General features: G+C 64.0%; 10 protein-coding genes (1 of these 10 only partly in view). 5 read left to right on the top strand and 5 right to left on the bottom strand.

The window, feature by feature from the left end:
* The first annotated feature begins 229 nt into the window (after positions 1-229).
* Entirely contained in the window at positions 230-2,266 is a 2,037-nt protein-coding gene (locus J5M57_RS24170; RefSeq protein WP_207849296.1) for a TonB-dependent receptor, read from the top strand.
* Between the two features lie 120 nt (positions 2,267-2,386).
* Here the strand turns inward: J5M57_RS24170 and J5M57_RS24165 are convergent, their stop codons facing one another.
* The gene (locus J5M57_RS24165) at positions 2,387-4,597 is read right to left on the bottom strand and encodes an LTA synthase family protein (RefSeq protein WP_207849297.1); all 2,211 of its coding nucleotides are present in this window, start codon (positions 4,595-4,597) and stop codon (positions 2,387-2,389) included.
* 335 nt (positions 4,598-4,932) lie between these two features.
* On the opposite strand from J5M57_RS24165, the gene J5M57_RS24160 reads away from it, so the two are divergent.
* Both J5M57_RS24160 and J5M57_RS24155 read left to right on the top strand, forming a co-directional pair.
* Complete coding sequence (locus tag J5M57_RS24160; protein ID WP_207849298.1) at positions 4,933-5,424, top strand: hypothetical protein; 492 nt, start codon at positions 4,933-4,935, stop codon at positions 5,422-5,424.
* Complete coding sequence (locus J5M57_RS24155) at positions 5,399-6,067, top strand: hypothetical protein (RefSeq protein ID WP_347709567.1); 669 nt, start codon at positions 5,399-5,401, stop codon at positions 6,065-6,067. The genes J5M57_RS24160 and J5M57_RS24155 overlap by 26 nt, the downstream gene beginning before the upstream one ends.
* Before the next feature lie 66 nt (positions 6,068-6,133).
* On the opposite strand, the gene J5M57_RS24150 is transcribed toward J5M57_RS24155, so the two are convergent.
* The 4 genes from J5M57_RS24150 to J5M57_RS24135 all read right to left on the bottom strand — a co-directional run bounded on the left by J5M57_RS24150 (position 6,134) and on the right by J5M57_RS24135 (position 9,678).
* Positions 6,134-6,613, bottom strand: coding sequence for a copper chaperone PCu(A)C (locus J5M57_RS24150; protein ID WP_207849299.1), 480 nt, complete (start codon positions 6,611-6,613; stop codon positions 6,134-6,136).
* Entirely contained in the window at positions 6,613-7,218 is a 606-nt protein-coding gene (locus tag J5M57_RS24145) for an SCO family protein (RefSeq protein WP_064587232.1), read from the bottom strand. The genes J5M57_RS24150 and J5M57_RS24145 overlap by 1 nt, the downstream gene beginning before the upstream one ends.
* Before the next feature lie 156 nt (positions 7,219-7,374).
* Positions 7,375-8,781, bottom strand: coding sequence for an efflux transporter outer membrane subunit (locus J5M57_RS24140; protein WP_279381933.1), 1,407 nt, complete (start codon positions 8,779-8,781; stop codon positions 7,375-7,377).
* 102 nt (positions 8,782-8,883) lie between these two features.
* Positions 8,884-9,678 (bottom strand): helix-turn-helix transcriptional regulator, encoded by a 795-nt coding sequence (locus J5M57_RS24135; protein WP_064587236.1) that lies wholly within the window; start codon positions 9,676-9,678, stop codon positions 8,884-8,886.
* 487 nt (positions 9,679-10,165) lie between these two features.
* On the opposite strand from J5M57_RS24135, the gene J5M57_RS24130 reads away from it, so the two are divergent.
* Both J5M57_RS24130 and J5M57_RS24125 read left to right on the top strand, forming a co-directional pair.
* Positions 10,166-16,570 carry a non-ribosomal peptide synthetase gene (locus J5M57_RS24130; RefSeq protein ID WP_207849300.1) on the top strand — a complete coding sequence of 2,135 codons (6,405 nt, stop codon included), beginning with the start codon at positions 10,166-10,168 and terminating at the stop codon, positions 16,568-16,570.
* A 274-nt stretch (positions 16,571-16,844) separates the two neighbouring features.
* A protein-coding gene (locus tag J5M57_RS24125) for a non-ribosomal peptide synthetase (RefSeq protein WP_207849301.1) crosses the window boundary here: on the top strand, positions 16,845-26,793 show its 5' portion. It continues 3,074 nt past the right edge of the window; the window shows 9,949 of its 13,023 coding nt (coding positions 1-9,949); its start codon is at positions 16,845-16,847; its stop codon lies off the right edge, out of view.

Here is a 26,793-nt window from a genome sequence, read left to right as displayed (position 1 = left end):
ATAGCCGCAGTCTTTCAGGGGATTCATGCCGTTGTGCAGGTCGCCTGCACCGCAGATTGAAGTCGCAAACCGCGTCCTTGAGCGCTTGCTGCAAAACAGATTGGCAGAATCGTGATGACAGAAAGAAATGTTATTGTATAACATAAAAAAGATTTCATGCTGTTTCTGCCGGCGTAATCAGCAAAAGGCCGGCAGCGATTCTTTCTTTTCTGCTCATGGAAGTTCTGAAATGCCTGCCCGTTCCCAGCCCCGTCAACGACGCCTGACTCCTCTGGCCGCCGCGCTGCTGCTTGCCTCGCCGGCATTCGCCGCCGAAACGCTCGAGCTGCAACCGCAAGTCATCACCGCTAATCCGCTGGGCAGCCAGACCCTGGCATCGCCCTCGACCGTCCTCAGTGGCGACGACCTTACGTTGCAGCAGAAGGGCAGCCTCGGTGAGACCCTGAACAAGCAACCCGGCGTGTCCTCGTCGTATTTCGGCCCGGGCGCGAGTCGGCCGATCATTCGCGGCCAGGACGGTGATCGTATTCGCCTCCTGCGTAACGGCGTCGGCGCGCTCGATGCCTCGTCGCTGTCGTACGATCACGCGGTGCCGCTGGATCCGGTCAACGTCGAGCGTATCGAAATCGTCCGTGGCCCGGCGGCGCTGTTGTATGGCGGCAGCGCAATCGGCGGGGTGGTCAACACCTTCGATAACCGCATTCCCACCGAGGCCATCGACGGCATCCACGGCGCCGGCGAGTTACGCTACGGCGGCGCCGACACCACCCGCAGCAGCGCGGGGAAACTGGAAGCCGGTAACGGTGCGTTCGCCTTGCATCTGGATGCCAGCGCCCGTGAGTTCAACGATCTGAAGATTCCCGGTTACGCCAGGACCGGCGCTGCACGGGCCGACGACGATGGCGATTCGCGCAAGCATCGGCTGGCCAACAGCGACGGTCGGCAGGACGGCGGTGCCGTCGGCGGTTCCTACACCTGGGATGACGGTTACGCCGGTCTGTCCTACAGCAATTACGATTCGAACTACGGCTCACCCGCCGAAGACGATGTGCGCATTCGCATGCAACAGGAGCATTACGCGTTTGCCTCGGAAATCCGCAACCTCGACGGCCCGTTCAGCTCGATCAAACTCGACGCCGGTTACACCGATTACGAGCATCGGGAAATCGAGGGCGGTGAGGTCGGCACCACGTTCAAGAACAAGGGTTACGAAGCACGGGTCGAGGCCCGGCATCAGCCGCTGGGGCCGTTCAACGGGGTGATCGGTGCTCAGGTCAGTCGCAACGAATTCTCGGCGCTGGGCGAAGAGGCGTTTGTGCCGCAGACCGATACCAACGCCGGCGCGCTGTTCGTTCTGGAAGAACTGCAGGCCACCGATAGGCTGCTGTTCACCCTCGGCGGTCGACTGGAGCACACCACGGTCGACCCGGACGCAAAAGGCAACGAGCGCTTCGCCAACGCTGATCGCTCCAGCCGTTTCACCGCCGGCAGCCTGTCGTCCGGCGCGGTGTACACGCTGACGCCCATCTGGTCGGTCGCCGCCACATTGGGCTACACCGAACGCGCGCCGACGTTCTATGAGTTGTACGCCAACGGCGCGCACGTCGCGACCGGCACCTATGAAGTCGGCGACGCCGGGCTGTCGAAAGAAAAAGCCGTGTCCAGCGACCTCGCGCTGCGTTTCGATAACGGTACGCACAAAGGCAGTGTCGGCGTGTTCTACAGCCACTTTTCCAACTACATCGGCTTGCTCGGCACCGGCCGAACACTGAATGACGAAGGCGAGGAGGACGCCGGTGGCATTCCCGAATACACCTACTCGGGCGTGCGCGCGCGTTTCAGCGGCATAGAGGCGCAGGATCGCTGGACGCTTGGCGAAAATGCCTATGGCAAATTTGCCCTGGAACTGTCAGGCGACTACACCCGCGCCAAGAACCTCGACACCGGTGAAGACCTGCCGCGCATCGCGCCGCTGCGCTTGAACAGCGGTCTGCTGTGGGAACTGGATCGCTGGCAGGCGCGGATCGACATTGAACACGCCAGCTCGCAGCATCGGGTGCCGGCCAACGAAAGCAGCACCGATGGCTACACCACGCTGGGCGCCAATGTGGGTTATCACTTTGATGTCGGCCAGAGCAAATGGCTGGCCTTCGTCAACGCCGAGAACCTGACCAACCAGACCGTGCGCTACGCCAGTTCAATCCTGCGCGACATCGCGCCGGCCGAAGGGCGCAGCATTCAGGTGGGGTTGCGCACAACGTTCTGATGAGTTGACCTGTTAACACTTCCCCCTGTAGGAGCTGCCGCAGGCTGCGATCTTTTGATTTTGTTTTTTCAAGATCAAGATCAAAAGATCGCAGCCTGCGGCAGCTCCTACACGGGGGCATCAGCTCGATTGCGCAGTGTCATCATCCGGCAGCGCATCCAGCGGATCTTCCTGCCCCGGCAACTCAGTGATCACACTGAAATCCGTGACCTCGACCGCGCCCAGCCCATAACCCAGCAAATGGAACGAGAAGGCCTTGCGCTGTTTCGGGTTGTCGAAGCTGAAATCCATCTCCAGCGGTTGATCCGCCGTGGCGACCATCTCCGTCGGCAGGCCCAGTTGCACGTCCTGTTCGAACTCCTTGGCCTTGAGCTGAATGTACGCCGCCTGCTGCGGATCCACCGAGCGCACGGTCAGGCGTACGCGGGTGTGCGAGCCCTTGGGCATTTCCAGGTATTGCGCGCCGATCAGGTTGTCGGCCCAGTCATCCTTGATCTGCGCCTGCAGCGGGATGACGTTGTTGCTGCCGAACTGGTAACGCTGATTGAGTGGCGTGCGCAGCAACGACAGGTCCAGCGCCATGGCGCGCGCCGCAATCTGCCGGGCCTGCTGGCTGCTTTCGTTGCCCTTGAAAGTGGCGCTGTCGGCGATGAAACCGGCGCTTTGGTAGTAGCGGCAACGGCGCGGCATGTCGCACTCGGAGAAAATCCCCTGGCCGTTGTGGTAGCGCAGTTTGCCGTTGGTGTAGGACATGATTTCGCGTCCGGTATCGTAGTCGCGAAACAGCGAACGGCCGCTCAACGCCGACGGCACCGGCAAGTCGAAATAGTCGAGGATCGACGCGCTCAGATCGACATGACCGTACACCCCGGCATTCAGTCGCGGCAGTTGCTCGTGCTCCGGCGCCAGGGTCAGGTTGAAGCCCCAGGACGACGCCAGGCGCACGCCATCGATGCCGTGGGATTCGTCCGAGGTGATCACCACCAGTGTGTCTTTCAGCACGCCCTGACGTTCGAGACCACTGAGGAACTGCTCCAGTGCATCGTCGAGATAACCGACGGCGGCCTGCTTCGGTGTGTCGTAGCGCTCCAGGTATTCTTCCGGCGCGGAGTAGGGCTGGTGCGTGCCGACGGTCAGCAGGGTGAGCATCCACGGTTGCTTCTGCTTCTTCAGTTGGCCGACGTAATCCAGCGCACCTTCGAAGAACGCCTTGTCATCCTTGCCCCACGGGAACTCCAGGTAGTTGGCGTTGCTGAACCATTCCAGGCCATGGGTCGCATCGAAACCGATGTGCGGCATGATCTTGTCTTTGGCCATGAAGCGCAGACCCGCGCCTTGCAGATAGTGGGTGCTGAAGCCGTGCTGGCGCAGTTGCGCCGGCAGGCACGCCTGATTGCGTTCGTGCTGAGTGAGCATTTCCACGCCCTTGGGCGTGCCGTTGTTGAGTTTGTCGTAATCGCCACAGAGCATGGCGTACAGGCCGCGAATGGTTTGATGAGTGTGCAGCACGTAATCCGGGGTGTTCATGCCGCGCTCGGCCCAGCGGCTGAGGTTGGGCATCAGGTCTTCCTGATAATGGCTGCCGATGGCCTCGCGGTTGGCGCGGATGTAGGCGCCGGGAATGCCTTCCAGCGCGATGATCAGCACGTTGCGCGCTTGACCCGGTGCGGCCAGCAGTTTGTGCCCGTTGAGGTCCAGATCGGTCAGCCCGGCCATCTGTGGTGCGGGCTCTTCGACGTCACCGTCCAGCCATTCCTCGGCCTGCAACTGCAGATCGGCGACTTGCGAGGCGAGCAACTGATGCGGCAGGTTGTACAGGCGCCATGGATCTTCCTCGCTCGGCCACTGGTTTTGCACGCCCCAGTGCGCGACGAACAGCAGCGCCGGCGCGGCCCACACCGCACGGGGCAGGGCAGGCGCGGTTTGGCTCCGATTGGCGAAACGGGTCAGCAGCCACAGGCTCAGCGCCAATAGCAAGGCGATCCCCAGCGCAGGATGGGCGAGGCCGCCACCAGTGGAGTTTTCCACGAACTGCGGGTCAATCAGGTAATGCAGGTCGGCAGGGTTCGGCAGTCGGCCGACGGCGCTGACCAATTCCGCCGTCGCCACCGCCAGCAGCCCCCAGAACAGCAGCAACGGCAACGCCAGCCACCACGCACGGCGATGCAGCAACACCACCAGCAGGCTGCCGATCGCCAGGTCCGACAAATAACCCGGCGGCGACGACCAGCCCAATGCCGCGCGCAGGCACACCGGCACGATCAGCACCAGCAGAATCAGGGAAAACAGGCGGGCATGCGGCTGCCGCAGCCAACGAAAAAGAACGCTCACAAAAAAGACCTTCCAGCCATCAAACCGTCATAAAAGTGTGCGCGATGATACCAAGGGTGGACTGTCTGATCGCCCTTTTAAACGCGTGGCTGCTCCGCTTCGCGCAGGCGCGGTACAAGGCTTGAAGCCGTGACTGGCGTTCATGTCAGCCCGATAGCGGCGAATAGCAGGCGAGGTTTTCAGGGCGGATTTATTGTTTCAGACTGTTTAAGGTCCGCCGTCGAGGGACCACACTGGCCGCGTTTCTGGACAGCCTAATGGCCACTCAGTAGCATTCGAGCCCAACGGACTTTCCCTTTGCACGTCGTCCGACGTGGAATGCTCAAGGAATCGACATGCGCGACACCCCTAAAGGCGAACAACGAACGGTCGTGACCTTGGTCAACGGCGAGATTCACCACGAAACCCAGATCAGTTTCAGCTCGGTGTCGGTGGTCAATGGCGAAGTTCGGGTGCACACCGCTGAAGGCAATCAAATAAATGTCCAGGTACCGGGTGCGGACTTCTCATTGCGCTTTGATCTGGATGGGGTGCAGCAGATGCCGCTGGCGCAGCAGACGCTGGTTGAAACGGTACCCGTGGATGACAGCCTGAAGCTGTTCACCTCGAAATCCGTGCTGATCACCCTCGGGCTGTGGATCGTTGTCGGCGCGGTTGCAGGCTGGCCGGGGTTCTTCATTGCCGCCGGGTACTTCGGCTATCACTGGCGTCAGGTGGCAAAGCGCAAGAAATCGCTGGCACAGGCGCCAGTGGATCAAGCCGTGGCGCGGTCCAGCTCGGGGATGTCCCGAGAAAGTGTGCGTGACGCATTGGCTCGAAAGCGTTGAAGACGACATGTCAGGAATAGCCATGCAAGCGTTCACAAGTGGAAAGGTCGTCATCGAGTTCGGTGATTTCAGAGGAACGATGGTTCGCCATGAACGGTTTTTGATGCCTGCCGGCGAGTATCAGGATCGGTATTGGGTCAGGACTCCACAGGGTGATCTGCCGCTGGATCTGTTCAACAAGCATCTGCCGGTCAAGCGGGGCGAAGAGATCTCGGTGCTCTACGGTTGCCTGCCGGGTGGCGAACACAAGAGCGCGGTCTGTGTGTTCAACCACTGCGAGGGTCGGCTCACGCCGCTGTCGGAGGGGAAAGTGCTTCACGAAGAATTCATTCATCGCATCCCGGTCAGCCTCCCGTATGTTGCCTGCCTGGCGACCTCGGCAGTCGCGGGGGCGTTCTTCAACTGGTGGGGCGCGCCGGCGGGATTGGTCGTCTACTACCTGCTGAAGGCCGAGAGCGCCAAACGCAAAATGCTTCTGGTCAGTGGTCTGGACCTGCACCTGGAGAAGTTGAGCAAGCGTTATTTGCGTCAAGCATCGCGGGGCAGGATCAAGCGGTTGCTGGCGCGAAATCCTCGAATGACTGCACAGTTGGATTTGAAGAAGCAGGACAGTGATTCGCTGGCAATTGCGCGAGACGCGTAACGCGCAAAAAAAAGGGGCGACCTGATCATCGATCAGGCCGCCCCTTTTTATTGCCGCAAAGTCAGATCAATGCATCTTGCTGTGATCGTGGCCTTCCATAGTGGTCAGCGCACGCACTTGGGCTTTCACTTCAACCGTCTCTTTCTCGCCCTTGGCGTTTTCCACAGTCAGGGTCAGTGGCACGTTCTCGCCTTCCTTGAGCTGGCCGGTCAGGCCCATCAGCATCACGTGGTAGCCGTTCGGGTCGAACTTGACCGCTTTGCCGGCCGGCAGGTCGACTGATTTCACCGGGCCCATGCTCATCACATCGTTCTTCATCGACATTTCGTGGATCTGCACATCCTTGGCCACTGGCGAGGCAACGCTCAGCAGTTTGCTGTCGCTGTCGGCGGTGACGGTCATGAACGCGCCGCTGGCCATTTGGGTCGGCACGGTCGCACGCACCCAGGCGTCGTCGACCTTGGTCTGGGCCGAGACTTGAAAAGCCAGGCCCAGCAGCGACATACCGAAAACGGCGCGTTTGATGTTGTTCAGAACGGGGTGCATCAGCAGACCTCCATAACGGTGAGCAAATCTTCCGTGCACTCTTGTGCCGAAAGCGATACAGACAGACCCACGCGCAGCTGGCCGCGCGAGTCGTAGACGTAACTGGTGGACGTGTGGGAGATGGTGTAGGTGTCGCCCGCCGGCACCTTCTCGTAGAACACGTCGAATTCCTTGGCGGTGGCCTGGGTTTCTTCCAGCGTGCCGTACAGTGCGACGAAGCTCGGGTCGAAAGCTTTGACGTAGGCGTCGAGGATCTGCGGCGTGTCGCGTTCCGGGTCCAGGGTGATGAAAATCACCTGCAGACGGTCGCCGTCCTTGCCCATCAGCTTCTTGATCTGCGCCGCGCGGGCGAGGGTGGTCGGGCACACGGCCGGGCATTGAGTGAAGCCGAAGAAAATCATCGGCATCATGCCGCGAAAGCTCGACAGCGTCATGGTTTCGCCGTCGGTGTTCTTCAGCTTGAAGGTGCGTCCGAGGATCTTGTCACTCAGATCCTTGCCGTACTTGTACGACAGTTGGCCGCGAGTGTCGCAGCCGGCGAGCAGGCCCAGGCCCAGCACGCCCATTCCCGCAAGCACCTTGCGGCGAGTCAACAAAGCCGTCATCTAATACCGCCTTTTGCAGCCCGTCAGTCGGCAGGACCGGCGGGGGGTTAACCGTAAAAGCGGCGCATGATAGCAAACTGAGCCGGCGCATCGGTTTCCGATCGCCGGACAGCGTCGGATCGGGCGACAAAAGGTGTAAGAAAAAGTGACGGGTGCTTACTGAATGGTCGCCTCATCAGCCCGCCAGCCGCCGCCCAGCGCGGTGTACAGATTGACCTCGGCGACCAGCTGCGCCAGTCGATCGGTGATCAAACCCTGCTGCGAACTGAACAGTGAGCGTTGCGCATCGAGAAACACCAGGCTGCTGTCGACGCCGTTCTGATAACGGCGCTGCGCCAGGTTGTAGTAATCCTGTGTGGCCTGCACCAGATCACGCTGTGCCTGCAATTGCTGCTGATAGGTGCTGCGCGCCGCCAGTCCGTCGGCGACTTCCTGAAACGCGGTTTGAATCGATTTCTCGTATTCGGCGACGGCCACATCCTTCTGCAACTTCGAGTAATCCAGACTCGCGCGCAGGCTGCCGGCGTTGAAGATCGGCAGGTTGATCTGCGGCTGGAAGGTCCAGGCACCGGAGCCGGCGCCGAACAGTCCGGACAAATCGCGGCTGGAGGTGCCGGCGTTGGCGGTCAGGCTCACGCTGGGAAAAAACGCTGCCCGCGCCGCGCCGATATTGGCGTTGGCCGCCTTGAGTTTGTATTCGGCCTGCAGAATGTCCGGGCGTCGTTGCAGCAGGTCCGACGGCAACCCGGCCGGCAGTTGCTGCACCAGTTCGCTGGACAGTGGCTGCGCCGGCAACGTTGCGGGCACCTGCGCGCCGACCAGCAACGTCAGGCTGTTGAGGTCCTGCGCCACCTGACGTTGATAGCGCGCCAGATTAGCCCGGGAACTGTCGACGCTGGTCCTCGCCTGCGCCTGCTCCAGCGCGGAAGACTTGCCGGCGTCGCGGTTGCGCGTGGTCAGGCGCAGGCTCTGTTCATCGGCGGCCAGGGTCTGCCGGGTCAGTTCGAGCAACTCCTGATCGGCGCGCCAGGTCAGGTAGGCATTGGCGACGTTGGCCACCAGACTCAACTCGGCGCTGCGCCGTGCCTGTTCGGTCGCCAGCCAGGTTTGCAGCGCCTGCTCGCTGAGGCTGCGCACCCGGCCGAAGAAATCCAGTTCATAGGCACTGACGCCGAGATTCACCGCGTAGGTCGAATTGATCAGCGCTTTGCTGCGCGTCACGCTGGGTGGCATGCGCTGGCGCGATTCGCTGGCGTTGGCCGACACCGCCGGCAGCAGGTCGGCGCGCTGGATCCGGTACTGCGCCTGAAACGCCTCGACGTTCAGCGCCGCCACCCGCAGGTCGCGATTGTTCACCAGTGCGCTTTCGATCAACTGTTGCAGCGCCGGGTCGTTGAACAGCGTGCGCCAGTCTTCAGTGCGCGGTGCAGGCTGTGTCTGCGACGGGTAAACGGCACCTTGCGGATACTGCGCCGCGCTCGGTGAAGCAGGGCGCTGGTACTCGGGAATCAACGAACAACCGGCCAGCAGGACGGCCAAGGACAACAGGGACATGCGCAACATCGAACGCTCTCGTGCAAAAAAAGGCGTGCCGCTGTCGGCACGGTCGGGCCAGGGCACTGAATCCCTCAGCCCAATGGAAAATCCTGATCGATGAGGCTGGGCTCAGGCCCCGGCCATCCACCGCGCCAGACCATGCCGTCCGCTGACCCCGAGCTTGGCGGTCGCGCGCTTGAGGTAGGTCTCGACCGAGCTGCTCTTGACCCGAAGCTTCTCCGCCAGTTGCGGCACGGTGCCTCCGGTCAGCAGGCCGAGGCAGACTTCTTTCTCCCGGGCCGACAGGACGATGCCGCCCAGCGCCAGACGCTCATCGAACACCTGCTGCAACGGCGCCTGTTCCAGATCGGCCAGCGGCAGGCGCGGCTGTCTGGTGATGATCTGCCGACTCAGGTGCGCGTGGCGTTCGATCAATGGCAGCAGGGTGTCGGACAGGCTTTTGAGAAACGACAGCTCGGGCAGCGAAAACACCCGCTGCGTGTGCGGCCGATAGAACGAGATGACACAACGGCGGTTGGAGGTGCGCGATACCAAATTGCACTGGTGCACGCTGTGCTGCGGATGTCGGGGCTGGAGCGAGGCTTTGAGTTGAATCAGCAGTGAGTCATTCATCTCGATCATCTTCTGCAACAACGGATGATCGTCCGGGGTCTTCAACGGATCCGGTGGGGGAAAGGTCTGTGGCAGGCCGGCGCTGCCCAGCGCCTTGATCTCGACCACGCTGGCCTGACGCTCGTCCAGCGTCCATTCGCTGAGATCGACGCGGTTGACCGGCACCAGTGTGTCGACCAACTGGAACAGGTTGCTGGCGAAATGATCGTCGCCGGTGCTGGCAATCAGTTCCCCCAGTTGCCAGTAGAAATGCGGGTTTTCCATGTTGCGAATGCTGCCGGTCAGATTCATATCCTTGTCATCCCTGGTTCAGAGTCATCACCGAGTCGTCCGCTGTTTATGCAAAAGCCGCCCACGCCGTCGTTTCTCCTTGAAGCTGATCTGGGGCGGGATTTAAGCCTATGGTTTTGTCCTACGTCTGTAGGGGAAACCGGGGACACAAAGTGCCATCATTTCTGAATGTTGGCGCCGGGCTTCTGACGGTGTTTGGTACAGATGCCGCGCTTGGCGTGACTGTTCGGTCACTGCAAAGGCCTGAAAACCGGGGAAGTTACGTTTTTATGCGCTCGCTGCGCTGGTCGATGGCAGCGCTGGCGTGTGGCATTTTTCCTACAAGTTTTTCAGCGTTTCCTGTCCGAACTTTTACAAACTTCCGACCCGATCAAGTGCAACAGGGGCTGACAGGCCCGTGCGCGGGCCGGGTTGTCCGGGTTTCACGTGTCATGTCGGCGTCGGGGCCGATGCTTGAATAGGCGCAAAATTACATGAGAAGGACCTTATGCCGCCTATTTCTGCCTCTGCGGTGGACACCCCGTCCGCATCGCCCCCGATGTACCCCCTGACCGCTGCGCAACTGGACATCTGGCTGGATCAGCTGAGTCGCGGTGATTCGCCGTTGTACAACATCGGTGGGTATCTGGAACTGACCGGGCCGCTCGACCCGGAACGCATGCAGGCGGCGCTCGAAGGCCTGGTGGCACGGCATGACGCGATGCGCACGATCCTGCTGCCGGGTGCGGGTGCCGATGGCTTGCCATTACAGCGTTTCGCCCACGCATTGCCGGCACCCATGCCGATTCACGATGTGTCGGCACACGCTGATCCGGAGGCGGTTGCGCGGGCCTTGATTCAGCAGCGCATCGACCAGCCCTTTGTGCTCGATGGCGGGCCGTTGTTCCGTTTTCTGCTGATCCGCCTCGACGAACAGCGGCATTGGTTGTCGATTCTGGCCCATCACTTGATCGTCGATGGCTGGGGTTTTGGCGAGATGCTCAAGTCGCTGGACGAAATCTATAACACCCTGGCGCACGGCCAACCGGCACCGGCCTCGGCGCCGTCTTACATCGACTTCATCGAAGACAATATGCGCTATTACGCATCGCCGCGTTATGCGCAGGACCGCGCATATTGGCTGGACAAGTACCGGCAGTTGCCCGAACCGCTTTTGCTGCCGCGGCATCATGCCGGCACGGCCACGCAGACCCAGGCGTTTGCGCAACCCTTGCCGGCGCTGCTGCACGAGCGCATGAAACAGGTAGCCCGCGAGTGTGGTGCCTCGGCGTTCCACGTGCTGCTGGCGGCGCTGCACGTGTATTTCAGCCGCACCGCGCAGCGTGACGAATGGGTGGTGGGCCTGCCGATCCTCAATCGCTCCGGTGCGCGATTCAAATCCACCCTTGGGCTGTTCGCGCAGATCAGTCCGGTACGCATGGGGTTTGGCCGTGAACAGACATTCGGTGAACTGATCAGGGCGATCCGCGATGAACTGAAAAAGGATTTCAGGCATCAGCGCTTCCCGTTGAGCGAGATGAACCGCGCCCTCGGCCTACTGCGTGAGGACCGTTCGCAGCTGTTCGAACTGACGGTCTCCTACGAGCAGGGCACGCACGATTACCGTTACGGTGAGGCGTTGGGACGGATCAACAAGGCTTCCAACCTGGAAGAGGCCACGCCGCTGGCGGTGCACCTGCTGAGCAACCTGACGCACGACGACGCGCGCCTGTACCTGATCTACCGCGAGGCGTATTTCAGCGCCGATGAAATCCAGGCCCTGGCCGAGCGCTGGCTGTTGATTCTCGAACAAGGGCTGGAGGCCATGAACCTGCCCGTGGCGGCGTTCAGCCTGAGCACGCCTGCGGAAATCGCGCGGCTGCACCAATGGAATGCGACGCGGGTGGACTACCCGAGCGTGACCACGATCCAGCAACGTATCGAGGCGCAGGCCGCGCAACACCCGCACGCGCAGGCGGCGGTGCAGCAAGGGCAATGCCTGACGTATGCCGAGCTCAATCAGCGCGCCAACGCGCTCGCCCATCATCTGCTCGATCTCGGTGTGCGCCCGGACGAGCGGGTGGCGATCATCGCCCGGCGCGGGCTCGACACACTGGTCGGGCTGCTGGCGATTCTCAAGGCCGGCGCCGCGTATGTGCCGCTCGACCCGGCGCATCCAGTCGAGCGCCTGAACTACCTGCTGGAGGACAGCGCGCCGCTGGCGGTGCTGACCCAGAGCGCATTGCGCGGGCATCTGCCGGCGCTGCAGGTGCCGGTGATCGAGCTGGATCAGCCGACCTGGCCGGTCAGCCACATCGACACGCCCAGGATACCCGGGCTGACCCCGGCAAACCTCGCCTACGTGATTTACACCTCCGGCTCCACCGGCCTGCCCAAAGGGGTGATGGTCGAGCACCGGACCCTGTGCAATCTGGTGGATTGGCACGCCGACGCCTTCGATCTGCATGCCGGCAGCCATACCTCGAGCCTCGCCGGGTTCGGTTTTGATGCGATGGCCTGGGAAGTCTGGCCGGCGCTGTGCGTGGGCGCGACCCTGCACCTGGCACCCGTCAGCGATGGCAGCGAAGACATCGATGCGCTGCTCGCCTGGTGGCGTGCGCAACCGCTGGATGTCAGCTTTTTGCCAACCCCGATCGCCGAATACGCCTTCAGCCGACAGCTCGATCACCCGACCTTGCGCACGCTGCTGATCGGTGGCGATCGCCTGCGCCAGTTCCCGCGCCAGCAATCGTTCGCGGTGATCAACAACTACGGCCCGACCGAAGCCACGGTGGTGGCGACCTCCGGGCGTATCGACGCCGGGCAGGCGCTGCACATCGGCAAACCCGTGAGCAACGCCGCCGTGTATCTGCTCGACGAGCAACAGCAACCGCTGCCGCCGGGTGTGCCCGGCGAGTTGTACGTCGGCGGGGTCGGGGTGGCCCGCGGCTACCTGAACCGCGCCGACCTGAGCGCCGAACGCTTCCTGCGCGATCCGTTCAGCAGTGAACCCGGGGCGCGCATGTATCGCACCGGCGACCTCGCACGCTGGCGCGCCGACGGCCACCTGGAATATCTCGGTCGCAACGACGATCAGGTGAAAATCCGTGGCGTGCGCATCGAACCGGGGGAAATCGAAAGCGCACTCGCCAGCCACGCGGCGGTGCGCGAAGCCGTGATGCTGGTGCGCGACGGGCAGTTGTTGGCCTGGTTCACCGAGCACACGCCGCTGGATATCAACCAGTTGCACGCGTACCTGAAAACCCGCCTGACCAGCGCCATGCTGCCGAGCGCCTACGTGCGTCTGCCGGCGCTGCCGCTGACCGCCAATGGCAAAGTGGACCGCAGGGCATTGCCGGTTCCCGGGCCGGACGATTTGATCCGCCGCGAATACGAAGCGCCGCAAGGTGAGGTCGAAGTCGCGCTGGCGCAGATCTGGGCAGAGGTGCTGCAAGTCGAGCGGGTCGGGCGTCACGACCACTTTTTCGAACTGGGCGGGCATTCGTTGCTGGCGGTGATTCTGATCGAACGCATGCGTCAGCTCGATTTGAGCAGTGACGTGCGCGTGCTGTTCAGTCAGCCGACCCTGGCGGCACTGGCCGCTTCGGTCGGCAGCGGCCGCGAAGTCGAGGTGCCGGCCAATCGCATCGCCGCCGATTGCACGCACATCACCCCGGCGATGCTGCCGCTGCTGCAACTGCAGCAGGCAGAGATCGAGCGGATCGTTGCCAGCGTCCCGGGCGGCGCGGCCAACGTGCAGGACATTTATCCGCTGGCACCGTTGCAGGAGGGCATTCTCTACCACCACATCACCGCCGCGCAGGGCGACCCGTACCTACTGCAATCGCAGCTGGCGTTCGACAGTCTTGAGCGCGTCGAGGCCTTCGCCACAGCACTGCGCGCGGTCATGGCGCGCCACGACATTCTGCGCACGGCGGTGCTCTGGGAAGGCCTGAGCACGCCGGTGCAGGTGGTGTGGCGCGAGGCGCTGCTGCCGTTGCAGGAAGTCGAACTGGATCCGGCCGCCGGCCCGATCCTCGAGCAGTTGCACGCGCGCTTCAACGCCAGGGCTTATCGCCTCGACGTCAGTCAGGCACCGCTGATGCGTCTGGTGTATGCCCGTGACCCGGCGCTGGGCCGGGTGGTGGGGATTCTGCTGTTCCATCACCTGGCGATGGACCACATCGCCCTCGAAGTGATGCGCGGCGAGTTGCAGGCCAGCCTGTCGGGGCAGGTTGTGGAACTGGCGGCGCCAGTGCCGTATCGCAACTACGTGGCGCAGGCGCGGCTGGGCGTCAGCGAGCAGGAGCACGAGGTTTTTTTCCGCGAACAACTGGCGGATATCGATGAGCCGACCCTGCCGTTCGGCCTGCAAGAAGTGCAGGGCGACGGGCGCGGCATCGACGAGGCGCAGCAGACGCTGCCGACCAACGTCTATCAGCGTTTGCGCCATCAGGCGCGACAGACCGGGGTCAGCGTCGCGAGCCTGATCCATCTAGCGTGGGCGCGGGTGCTGGCGGCGACGTCCGGCCAGCAACGCGTGGTGTTCGGCACCGTGCTGATGGGGCGCATGCAAGGCGGCGAGGGCGCCGACCGGGCGTTGGGGGTGTTCATCAATACCTTGCCGCTGCGCATCGATGTCGACGCCGGAGTGCTGGACGCCGTGCGCGTCACCCACGCGCGGTTGACCGCGTTGCTCGGGCACGAACACGCTTCATTGGCGCTGGCCCAGCGTTGCAGCGGGGTGGCGTCGCCGTCACCGCTGTTCAGCGCGTTGCTCAACTACCGGCACAGTGATGAATCGGAGTTGCTGGAACCGTCCCGGCAGTCCTGGCAAGGCATCGAAACCCTGGCCAACGAGGAGCGCACCAATTACCCGCTGACCATGAGCGTGGATGATTACGGCAACGGCTTGCGCGTTACCGGCCGGGCCGTGGCGCAGATCGGCGCACAGCGGATCTGTGGTTACATGCAAGCAGCGTTGAGCAGCCTGGTGCAGGCCTTGGAGCAGACGCCGCAACAGCCGTTGAACTGCCTGCCGATCCTGCAGGCCGACGAGTTGCAACGCTTGCTGATCACCTATAACGCCACCGAGGTCGATTGCCCGCTGGAGCAGCCGTTGCACGCCCTGTTCGAAGCCCAGTCGCGGCGCAAACCGGACGCCGTCGCGCTACAGGCCGGTGAGCGCAGCCTGACTTATCGCGAACTCAACGAGCGCGCCAATCGCCTGGCCCATCACCTGCGCGAACTCGGTGTGCAGCCCGATGCGCGGGTGGCGATCTGTGTCGAACGCGGGCTGGATCTGGTGATCGGTTTGCTCGGCATCCTCAAGGCGGGCGGCGCTTATGTGCCGCTGGACCCGGACTATCCGCTGGAACGCTTGAACTACATGCTGCAGGACAGTGCGCCGGTCGCGCTGTTGGTGCATGGCGCCACGCGGCACTTGCTTGGCGAACCGGGTGTGGCGCTGATCGATCTGGACCGCAACAGCTGTGAGCAGCAACCCGCGAGTGATCCGCAAGTGCCGGGCCTCAGCGCCTCGAACCTCGCTTACATGATCTACACCTCGGGTTCTACCGGGCTGCCGAAAGGCGTGATGATCGAACACCGCAGCGCCTGCAACATGGTGCACTGGGGATCGCAGCTCAGTTCGCCCACCGAGCACGGTGCGCTCCTGCAAAAAGCTCCGTTCAGTTTCGACAGTTCGGTGTGGGAGATCTTCTGGCCGCTGTGTTCCGGGATGCGTCTGGTGCTGGCGCGGCCGGATGGCAACCGTGATTCGGCCTATGTGGTGCAGACCATTCGCGAGCAGCAGGTGACGGTGGTCAAGTTCGTGCCGGCGCTGCTGCAGCAGTTCATCGAGCAGGACGGTGTCGAGCAGTGCACCAGCCTGACTGACGTGCTCAACGGTGGCGGCGAACTCAGCGCCGCGCTGGCGCGTCAGGTGCGTGCGCGGCTGCCGTGGGTGCGTTTGCACAACGTCTACGGTCCGACCGAAACCACGGTCGACAGCACCGGCTGGACGCTGGAACCGCACATGAGCGTGCCGGACAACGTGGTACCGATTGGCAAGGCGCTGAGCAACACCCGTTTGTACGTGCTCGATGCCTACGATCAACCGGTGCCACAAGGTGTCAGCGGTCAGTTGCATATCGGCGGCGTCGGCGTGGCGCGGGGTTATTACGGCTTGCCCGAGATGCAGGCCGAGCGCTTCATCGACAGCCCGTTTGTGCCCGGTGATCGGCTGTACCGCACTGGCGATCTGGTGCGCTACAACAATGCCGGCGAACTGGAATTCCTCGGCCGCAACGACTTCCAGATCAAGCTGCGTGGTTTGCGTCTGGAACCGGGGGAAATCGAGGCGCGGCTGGTCGAGCATCCGGCGATTCGCGAAGCGCTGGTGATGGTTCGTGACGAGCGTCTGGTGGCCTGGTACACCGTGCGCTCCGGCGTCGACGCGCCAAGTCTGGAGACCTTGCGCGCGCATGTGCTGGAGCGACTGCCGGAGTACATGGTGCCGGGCGCGTTTGTGCAGCTCGAGGTGCTACCGCTGACGCCGAACGACAAGATCGACCGCAAGGCCCTGCCGGAACCGGGGGCGGACGCGGTGATCAACCGGCCTTATGTGGCGCCGCAAGGTGAAATCGAAACCACGCTGGCGCGGATCTGGGGTGAAGTGCTGGGCGTCGAACAGGTCGGTCGTCACGACAACTTCTTCGAACTCGGCGGGCACTCGTTGCTGGCCGTAAACCTGGTGGCGCGCATGCGTCAGAGCGGTTTGCACACCGACGCCCGGGCACTGTTCAGCCAGCCGACGCTGGCGGCGCTGGCGCTCAGCACCACGCCAGAAGCGCAGCAAGTGGTCATCCCGCAAACCACCATCCCGAGCCTCAGTCGCAAGCGCCGGCTCTGAACGCAGACCTGTGGCGAGGGAGCTTGCTCCCGCTGGGACGCACAGCGTCCCCCGGCATCCCTGATGCAACACATCGGGGCCTGCTGCGCAGTCCAGCGGGAGCAAGCTCCCTCACCACAGGTATTCGGGTGCTCACCCGCAAGGAGGCCGGCTTGTCCCCGCTTCCCATGTCAGCCCCACAGGCCTCGATGTTTTAGTTTTTCGAAGCTGCGCGCAGCTCGCACGGACTCGCGGCTGCGCGCTCCTTTTTCTCGTATTTACAGCAGGTTATCCCATGCATTTCAGCGAACTGATGGCTGTTCTTTCCACCCATGCGATCCGCCTTCAACAGGAAGATGAAGACCTGGTCATTCTGGGCAGCGACGACGCGCTGGACGATGCGTTGTGGGATAGCCTCAGCGAACACAAGGCGCAATTGCTGGAGCTGGTCGCGCGCCACGGTGGCGATTGGCTGAGCCCGGCGTTTCGCATCACCCCGGACATGCTGCCGCTGGTGAAGCTCGATCAGCCGACCATCGATCGTCTGGTTGCCCATGTGCCGGGTGGCGCTGCCAACCTGCAGGACATTTACCCGCTGGCGCCGCTGCAGGAAGGCATGCTCTACCTGCACTTGTCGGCACCCGCCGGCGACCCATACGTGTCGCAGGCACGGTTCGCCTTCGACAGTCGAGCACGGCTGGACGCGTTCGCCGAGGCGCTGCAATGGATGATCGAACGCCACGACATCTTGCGTACGTCGTTCGTCTGGGAGCGCCTGGATGAACCGCTGCAAGTGGTGCAGCGGCAGGCTCGGCTGCATTGCGCAGAAATCACCCTCGACCCGGAAGCGGATGCACTGACGCAACTGCTGGAGCGCCACGATCCACGGTTCTTCCGCCTCGACATCCAGCAGGCGCCGCTGCTGCGTCTGGTCCACGCCGCAGACCCGGTCAACGGGCGCGTGGTCGCGCTGTTGCTGTTCCATCACCTGATCATGGACCACGTTGCCCTCGACGTGGTGCGCCGCGAAACCCGTGCGCACCTGCTCGGCCAGACCGCGCAGGTCGGGCCGGCGGTGCCGTACCGCGATCACCTGGCCAAGGCCCGTCTGCGTGTGGACGAGCAGGTACACGAACAGTTCTTCCGCGAGATGCTCGCCGACATCGACGAGCCGACCTTGCCCTGCGGTTTGCAGGATGTGCAGGGCGACGGCAAGAACATCGAAGAAACGTTGCTGATGCTCGACACCGACTTCAGTCGGCAACTGCGCGGCCAGGCGCGTCAGCTTGGGGTCAGTGTCGCGAGCCTGATGCACCTGGCGCTGGCGCGGGTGCTCGGTCAGTTGTCGGGTCGCACGGCGGTGGTGTTCGGCACCGTGCTGCTGGGGCGGATGGAGGCGGGTGAGGGCGGCGAACAGGCGCTGGGGATGTTCATCAACACCCTGCCGCTGCGGGTGGATGTCGGCCAGGACGGGGTACGTGCCGGGGTGCTGGCAACCCATCGACGCCTGACTGCGTTGCTCGGCCATGAACAGACCTCACTGGCACTGGCTCAGCGTTGCAGCGCGGTGGCGGTGCCGACGCCGTTGTTCAGCGCGATCCTCAACTATCGCCACAGCAGCCGAGAAGAGATCGCCGAGGTCAGCGAACTGGCCCCCGGTGTGCAGGTGCTGGGTGCCCGCGAGCGCACCAACTACCCGCTGACGATCAACATCGACGACCTCGGCGAGGACTTGCGCATCACCGCGCTGGCGGATGCAGCGCTGGGCGCCGAACGCGTCGCCGGTTACCTGCACAGCGCGTTGCACAGCCTGCTGCAGGCCCTGCAATCGACGCCGGAGGCGCCGCTGCAACGGCTGAACATCCTCCCCGCCGCCGAGCGTGAATACTTGCTGCACGGGGTCAATTCGCCGATGCCGCAGTTCCCTGAAACGCCGTTGATCCATCAGCAGTTCGAAGCCCACGCGCTGGCGCGTCCGGATGCAATCGCACTGATTTTCGACGAGCAGACGCTGAGCTACGGTGAACTCAACCGCCGCGCCAATCAACTGGCCCATCACCTGTTGGCGCGGGGGATTCGACCGGATCAGCGCGTGGCGATCTGCGTCGAGCGCGGCCCGCAGATGATCATCGGCCTGCTTGGCGTGCTCAAGGCCGGCGCCGGTTACGTGCCGATCGACCCGGCCTATCCACTGGAACGCATCGCCTACACCTTGCAGGACAGCGCCCCGGTGGCGGTGTTGACCCAGGCCAATACCCTCGACCGGGTGGGCGCGCTCAACATGCCGAACATCGACCTCGACAGCCTGCAGTTGCAAAACGAATCGAGCAGCAATCCGGACATTGCGCAACTGAGACCCAACCATCTCGCCTACGTGATCTACACCTCGGGTTCCACCGGGCTACCCAAAGGCGTGATGGTCGAACACCGCAACGTGGTGCGGCTGTTCTCGGCGACCCATGACGGGTTCAACTTCAACCCGCAGGACGTGTGGGCGCTGTTCCATTCCTTCGCTTTCGACTTCTCGGTGTGGGAAATCTGGGGCGCGCTGGCGTTTGGCGGCCAGTTGCTGCTGGTGCCGCAGGCGGTCAGCCGCTCGCCGGACGACTGCTACGCCTTGCTTTGCCGCAGCGGCGTGACCGTGCTCAACCAGACCCCGAGTGCCTTCCGCCAGTTGATCGCCGCGCAGGGCCGCAGCCCGTTGCAGCATTCGCTGCGCGAAGTGATTTTCGGCGGTGAAGCGCTGGAGCCGGGCCTGCTCAAACCCTGGTACGCCCGGGTCGGTAATGCCGGCACGCGGCTGGTGAACATGTATGGCATCACCGAAACCACGGTGCACGTGACCTATCGCCCACTGGAAGCGGCGGATGCGCAGCTGGTAGGGCGCAGCCCGATTGGCGTGAGCATTCCCGACCTGCAACTGTACGTGCTCGACGCGCAGCGCGAACCGGTGCCGGTCGGGGTCATTGGCGAGTTGTACGTGGGCGGCGCCGGGGTTGCCCGGGGCTACCTCAACCGTGAAGCGCTGACCGCCGAACGCTTTATCGCCGACCCGTTCAGTGGCCGCGCCGAAGCGCGTTTGTACAAGACCGGCGACCTCGCACGCCGAACCGCAGACGGCAGCCTTGAATACCTGGGGCGCAACGACGATCAAGTGAAGATCCGTGGTTTCCGCATCGAACTCGGTGAAATCGAAGCCCGCCTCGCCGCCTGCGCCGGCGTGCGCGAAGCGGTGGTGATCGCCCGTGAAGACAGTCCCGGCGATCAGCGGTTAGTGGCGTACTGGCTGGCCGCGCAGGGGGCCGAGCCAAGTGCTGCGCAATTGCGCGACGAGTTGCTGCTTTCGTTGGCCGAATACATGGTGCCGAGCGCCTTTGTGCGCCTCGATGCACTGCCGCTGACCACCAACGGCAAGCTCGACCGCAAGGCCTTGCCGCAACCCGACAGCGATGCCTTCGCCCGACGCGGTTTTGAAGCTCCGGTCGGGGAGGTAGAAACGCTGATCGCCGGTATCTGGCAGACCTTGCTCGGGGTCGAGCAGGTCGGCCGGCATGACAATTTCTTTGAACTGGGCGGCCATTCGCTGCTGGCGGTGAAACTGATCGAGCGCATGCGTCAGCACGATCTGCACTGCGATGTGCGCGTGCTGTTCGGCCAGCCAAGCGTGGCAGCGCTGGCGGCGACCCTGAGCAGCGCCCAGACCTTCGTGGTGCCGGACAACCTGATCGCCGCCGACTGCACGCGGATCACCCCGGATCTGTTGCCGCTGGCCGCGCTGGATCAGACCGGGATCGACCGCATCGTGGCGACGGTGCCCGGCGGCGTCGCCAATGTGCAGGACATCTACGCGCTGGCGCCGTTGCAGGCGGGGATTCTCTATCACCATCTGGCGACCAGTGCCGGTGATCCGTACGTGTTGCAGGCGCAATTCGCCTTCGCCGGTCTGCCACAGATCAAGGCCTTTGTCCGCGCGCTGAATGCGGTGATTGAACGCCATGACATTCTGCGCACCAGCGTGGCCTGGGAAGGTCTGGAAGATCCGGTGCAAGTGGTCTGGCGCGAAGCCCCGCTGGCGCTGGAACGCGTCGATGCCGACCTGCTGCAGGGCGACGTGCTGGAGCAGATGCAGGCGCATTTCGACCCCCGACATTACCGCCTCGACTTGCGCCGCGCCCCTCTGATGCGTCTGGCCTACACCGAAGACCGCGAACACCAGCGCTGGGTCGGCATTCTGTTGCTGCACCACATCGTCCTCGACCACACCGCATTGGAAGTGTTGCTGGCGGAAATGCACGACTGCCTGCAACCGAGCGGCCGCGACCTGCCGGCGCCGGTGCAGTACCGCAACTACGTGGCGCAGGCGCAACAGGCCGCCGATGCCCAGGCGCACGAAGCGTTCTTCCGCGACATGCTCGGCGACATCGACGAGCCGACCGTGGCGTTCGGTGTGCAGGACGTGCATGGCGACGGCAGCACCATCGTCGACAGCGTGCAGGATCTGGACGCCAGTGTTGCCGAGCGGCTGCGCGAACAGGCGCGCCGGCTCGGCATCAGTGCCGCGAGTCTGGTGCATCAGGCTTGGGGCCAGGTGCTGGCGCAGGTTTCGGGGCGTGACGAGGTGGTTTTCGGCACCGTGCTGCTCGGGCGCATGCAGGGCGGCGAGGGCGCCGATCGTGCACTGGGCATGTTCATCAACACCTTGCCGCTGCGGGTCAGCGTTGGCGCGACCGCGGTGCAGCAGGGCGTGCGCGCCACCCATGAACGTCTGGCGCAGCTACTCGCCCATGAGCAGGCTCCATTGGCCCTGGCCCAGCGCTGCAGCAGTGTGGCCGCTTCGCTGCCGCTGTTCAGCACCTTGCTCAACTACCGCCACAGCGCAGCGGAATCGGCAGGCGTAGCGTGGGACGGGATCGAGATTCTCAGCTCCCGCGAGCGCAGCAACTATCCGCTGGTGGTCAGCGTCGACGACCTCGGCGCAGGCTTGCGTCTCAGCGTGCAAGCGTTGCCGCAGGTCGATGGGGCGCGGGTTTGCGATTACCTGCAAACCGCGCTGCACAACCTGCTGACCGCACTCGAGCACAATCCGGCCACGCCGCTGCGGCAGATCTCGGTGATGTCGCCGAGCGAACGCCAGCGGGTTCTGGTCGGCTTTAACATTGCCGGTCGTGATTATCCGCACCCGCAGACGGTGCAGCGTTTGGTCGAAGCCCAAGCCGCTGCGCAACCCGAGGTCGTTGCGGCGGTGCAAGGTACGCAGCAGTTGAGCTATGGCGAACTCAATCAGCAGGCCAATCGCCTGGCGCATTACCTGATCGGCCTTGGCGTGCAGCCCGATGATCGCGTCGCCCTGTGTGCCCGGCGCAGTCCGGAGATGCTGGTCGGGTTGCTGGCGATCCTCAAGGCCGGCGCCGGTTATGTGCCGGTCGATCCAGCGTATCCGCCGGAGCGCATCGCTTACCTGCTGCAGGACTGCGCCCCGGTGGCGGTCCTGGCCCAGGCCTCGACCCGTGACCTGCTCGGTGGGGTGCCAGTCATCGATCTGGACCGAGATCTCTGGCAGCGTCAGCCCGACGCCAATCCCCAAGTGCCGACATTGACGCCGAACCATCTGGCTTATGTGATCTACACCTCCGGCTCCACCGGCCAGCCGAAAGGCGTGATGGTTGAACACGCCACTCTGGAAAACCTTGTGCACTGGCACGTTGAGGCTTTTGATTTGCACGCGTGCAGCCACACCGCAAGTGTCGCCGGCTTCGGTTTCGACGCCATGGCCTGGGAAGTGTGGCCAGCGCTGTGCGTCGGCGCGACCTTGCACTTGCCGCCGCAGTCGATCCGTAACGAGCACCTGGACGATCTGCTCGACTGGTGGTGCGCGCAGCCGTTGCAGGTGAGCTTCCTGCCGACACCGGTGGCCGAATACGCCTTCAGCCGTCAGTTGCAGCACCCGACCTTGCGCACGCTGTTGATCGGCGGCGACCGTCTGCGTCAGTTCACTCGCCAGCAAACCTTCGAGGTGATCAACAACTACGGCCCGACCGAGGCCACCGTGGTCGCCACGTCGGGGCCGGTCGAGCTGGATCAGCCGCTGCATATCGGCCGCCCGATCGCCAACGCCAAAGTCTACTTGCTGGACGCTGAGCAGCGTCCGGTGCCCGTGGGCGTGGCGGGCGAGTTGTATGTCGGCGGCGCGGGCGTGGCGCGTGGCTATCTGAATCGCCCCGAGCTGACCGCTGCGCAGTTCCTCTTCGACCCGTTCAGCGACGCGCCGCAGGCACGCATGTACCGCACCGGCGATCAGGCGCGTTGGCTGGCCGACGGCAATATCGAGTACCTGGGACGCAATGATGACCAGGTCAAATTGCGTGGCGTACGCATTGAGCTCGGTGAAATCGAAGCCGCGCTCGGCAGCCACGCGGCGCTGCAGGAAGCCGTGGTGCTGGTGCGCGATGGGCGGCTGATTGCGTGGTTCACCGAGCGCACCGCGGTCGATATCGAGCAACTGCGCAATCACCTGCAAGCGCGCTTGCCCGAAGCGCTGTTGCCGGCCGCCTTCGTGCGTCTGGATGCGCTGCCGCTGACCGCCAATGGCAAGATCGACCGCAAGGCCTTGCCCGAGCCGGAGCACGGGGCGTGGCTCAGCCGCGAATATGAGGCGCCACAAGGGGCGGTGGAAACCGCGCTGGCGCAGATCTGGATCGACGTGCTGAACGTCGAGCGGGTCGGGCGTCAGGATAATTTCTTCGAGCTGGGCGGGCATTCGCTGTTGGCGGTGAGCCTGATCGAGCGCATGCGCCAGATCGACCTCGCCGCCGACGTGCGTGTGTTGTTCAACCAGCCGACCCTGGCCGCCCTGGCGGCCGCCGTGGGCAGCGGTCGCGAAATCCAAGTGCCGGCCAACCGCATCCCGGCGGGCTGCACGCGTATCACCCCAGAGATGCTGAGCCTGACCGAGCTGGATCAGGCCAGCATCGAACGCATCGTCGCCACCGTGCCCGGTGGCGCAGCCAACGTGCAGGACATTTACCCGCTGGCGCCGTTGCAGCAAGGCATTCTGTATCACCACCTCAGCGCCGAACAGGGCGATCCGTACCTGCTGCAATCGCGACTGGCGTTCGACAGCGTCGAGCGTCTGCGCACGTTCGGCAACGCCTTGCAGCAGGTCATTGCCCGCCACGACATCCTGCGCACCAGCGTGGTCTGGGAAGGGCTGCCGAACCCGCACCAAGTGGTGTGGCGCGAGGCGCCGCTGGTGGTGCAGAACGTGGCGCTGGATCCGGCGCAGGGCGATGTCCTTGAACAGTTGCACGCCCGCTTCGATGCCCGCCACCACCGCCTCGACCTGAGTCAGGCGCCGCTGATGCGCATCGTCTACGCCGAGGACCCGGCGCAGCACCGCGTGGTGGCGATCATCCTGTTCCAGCATTTGATCCTCGACCACACCGCGATGGAGGTGGTGGGCCAGGAAATGCGCGCATTCATGTTCGATCAGGCCGACAGCCTGAGCACGCCGTCGCCGTACCGCAATTACGTGGCGCAGGCGCGGCTGGGTGCCAATGAGCAGGAGCACGAAGCGTTCTTCCGCGACATGCTCGGCGATATCGATGAGCCGACCCTGCCGTTCGGTCTGCACGACGTGCAAGGCGATGGCGGCGACATCGAAGAGGCGCAGCAAGCCGTCGATCCCGAGCTGACCCGGCGTCTGCGCGAGCAGGCCCGGCAATCGGGCGTCAGCCCGGCGAGTTTGATGCACCTGGCCTGGGCGCAGGTGGTGGGGGTGCTGGCCAACCGCCGCGACGTGGTGTTCGGCACGGTGCTGATGGGCCGCCTGCAGGGCGGCGAGGGCGCCGACCGCACGCTGGGGGTGTTCATCAATACCTTGCCGCTGCGCGTGGATGTCAGCGAAGGCGTGCGGTCGGCGGTCAAGACCACCCATGCACGGCTGACCGCACTGCTGGCCCATGAACATGCGCCACTGGCGCTGGCCCAACGCTGCAGCGCGGTATCCGGGGCGCCGCTGTTCAGCGCCTTGCTCAACTATCGGCACAGTCCAGCCGAGGCGCAGCCGCAGGACGGTCAGGGCATCTGGGAAGGCGTGCAGTTATTGGGCGGCGAAGAGCGCAGCAACTACCCGCTGACCCTCAGCGTCGATGACCTGGGCGAAGGGTTTGCCCTGGCGGTGCTGGCGCTGGCGCAGATCGGCGCGCAGCGCATTTGCGGCTACATGCACACCGCGCTGGAGCATCTGCTGAACGCGCTGGAACAGGCGCCGCAATGTCCGCCGCTCAACCGCTTGCCGATTCTTCCAGTCGAGGAATACCAGCGCTTGCTGGTCGGCTTCAACCCGACGACGGCGGCGTACCCGCGCGGGGCAACGATTCAAGCGCTGGTGCAAGGGCAGGCCGAGCAACAACCGCAGGCGCTGGCGGTGGTGCAAGGGGCGCAGCAGCTGACGTATGCGCAACTCAATCAGCAGGCCAATCGTCTGGCTCATCACTTGCTTGGCCTCGGCGTGCAACCGGACGACCGCATCGCTGTGTGCCTGCAACGCAGCCCGCAAATGCTCGTGACGCTGCTGGCGATCCTCAAGGCCGGCGCCGGTTACGTGCCGGTCGATCCGGCGTACCCGGCTGAACGCATCGCCTATCTGCTGCAGGACAGCGACCCGGTGGCGGTGCTGGCGCAGGCTTCGACCCGCGAGCTGCTGGGGCGGGTGCCGGTGATCGATCTGGATCAGAACCTCTGGCAGCACCTGCCGGAGACCGATCCACAACTGCCGACGCTGACCCCGGCGCATCTGGCCTACGTGATCTACACCTCGGGTTCGACCGGCCAGCCGAAAGGCGTGATGGTCGAACACGCAACCCTGGAAAACCTCGTGCACTGGCACTGCGAGGCGTTCGACCTGCGGGCCGGCAGCCACACCGCGAGTGTCGCTGGCTTCGGTTTCGACGCAATGGCCTGGGAGGTCTGGCCGGCGCTGTGCGTTGGCGCGACCCTGCACCTGCCGCCGCAATCGATTGGCAACGAACACCTGGATGACTTGCTCGACTGGTGGCGCGCGCAACCGTTGCAGGTGAGTTTCCTGCCGACGCCGATTGCCGAATACGCCTTCAGCCGTGAGTTGCAGCACCCGACGCTGCGCACGCTGCTGATCGGCGGTGATCGCCTGCGCCAGTTCCACCGCGAACAACGCTTTGCGGTGATCAACAACTATGGCCCGACCGAGGCCACGGTGGTCGCGACCTCCGGCCAGATCCATGCCGGCCAGTTGTTGCACATCGGCCGGCCGATCAGTAACGCCCGGGTCTATCTGCTCGATGAGCAGCAACGTCCGGTGCCTGTTGGCGTGGCGGGCGAGTTGTATGTCGGTGGCGCTGGCGTGGCCCGGGGTTATTTGAACCGCCCTGAACTCAGCGCCGAACGCTTTCTCGAAGACCCGTTCAGCGACGAACCGCAGGCGCGCATGTACCGCACCGGCGACCTCGCGCGCTGGCAGGCCGATGGCAACATCGAGTACCTGGGGCGCAACGACGATCAGGTCAAACTGCGCGGCGTGCGCGTGGAGCTCGGGGAAATCGACGCCGCGCTGCTGAGTCATCCGGCGGTGCAGGACGCGGTGGTGCTGGTGCGCGACGCGCGCCTGATCGCCTGGTTCACCGCCCGTACGGCGGTCGACATCGAAGAACTGCGCCTGCACCTGCAGGCACGCTTGCCGCAGGCACTGGTGCCCGCTGCTTACGTGCGCTTGCCAGCGCTGCCACTGACCGCCAACGGCAAGCTTGACCGCAAGGCCTTGCCCGAACCGGATCAGGACGCTTGGCTCAGCCGCGAATACGCGGCGCCGCAAGGCGCGGTGGAAACCGCACTGGCGCAGGTCTGGGCCGAAGTGCTGCAGGTCGAGCAGGTCGGGCGGCACGACAACTTCTTCGAGCTGGGCGGCCATTCGCTGCTGGCGGTGACCCTGATCGAACGCCTGCGTCAGCTCGGCCTGAGCACCGACGTGCGCGTGCTGTTCAGCCAGCCGACCCTCGCCGCACTGGCCGCGGCGGTGGGCAGCGGTCGCGAAGTCGAGGTGCCGGCCAACCTGATTCCGCCTGGGTGCGCGCACATCACTCCGGACATGCTGACGCTGGTGCAACTGGATCAGCAGAGCATCGAACGGGTGGTGGCTACGGTGCCGGGCGGCGCGGCCAACGTGCAGGACATTTATCCGCTGGCGCCGCTGCAGGAAGGCATTCTTTATC

Origin of the sequence: Pseudomonas sp. 86_A, assembly GCF_017491705.1 — a bacterium.
Classification (GTDB): domain Bacteria; phylum Pseudomonadota; class Gammaproteobacteria; order Pseudomonadales; family Pseudomonadaceae; genus Aquipseudomonas; species Aquipseudomonas koreensis.
The sequence above is the reverse complement of the archived record's forward strand: the minus strand, read 5'-3'. Positions and strand labels throughout refer to the sequence as shown.

Excerpts from the sequence above, each read along its gene's own strand:
- J5M57_RS24170 (WP_207849296.1), top strand. The coding sequence starts at position 230 with ATGCCTGCCCGTTCCCAGCCCCGTCAACGACGCCTGACTCCTCTGGCC.
- J5M57_RS24160 (WP_207849298.1), top strand. The coding sequence starts at position 4,933 with ATGCGCGACACCCCTAAAGGCGAACAACGAACGGTCGTGACCTTGGTC.
- J5M57_RS24150 (WP_207849299.1), bottom strand. The coding sequence starts at position 6,613 with ATGCACCCCGTTCTGAACAACATCAAACGCGCCGTTTTCGGTATGTCG.
- J5M57_RS24145 (WP_064587232.1), bottom strand. The coding sequence starts at position 7,218 with ATGACGGCTTTGTTGACTCGCCGCAAGGTGCTTGCGGGAATGGGCGTG.
- J5M57_RS24140 (WP_279381933.1), bottom strand. The coding sequence starts at position 8,781 with ATGTTGCGCATGTCCCTGTTGTCCTTGGCCGTCCTGCTGGCCGGTTGT.
- J5M57_RS24135 (WP_064587236.1), bottom strand. The coding sequence starts at position 9,678 with ATGAATCTGACCGGCAGCATTCGCAACATGGAAAACCCGCATTTCTAC.
- J5M57_RS24130 (WP_207849300.1), top strand. The coding sequence starts at position 10,166 with ATGCCGCCTATTTCTGCCTCTGCGGTGGACACCCCGTCCGCATCGCCC.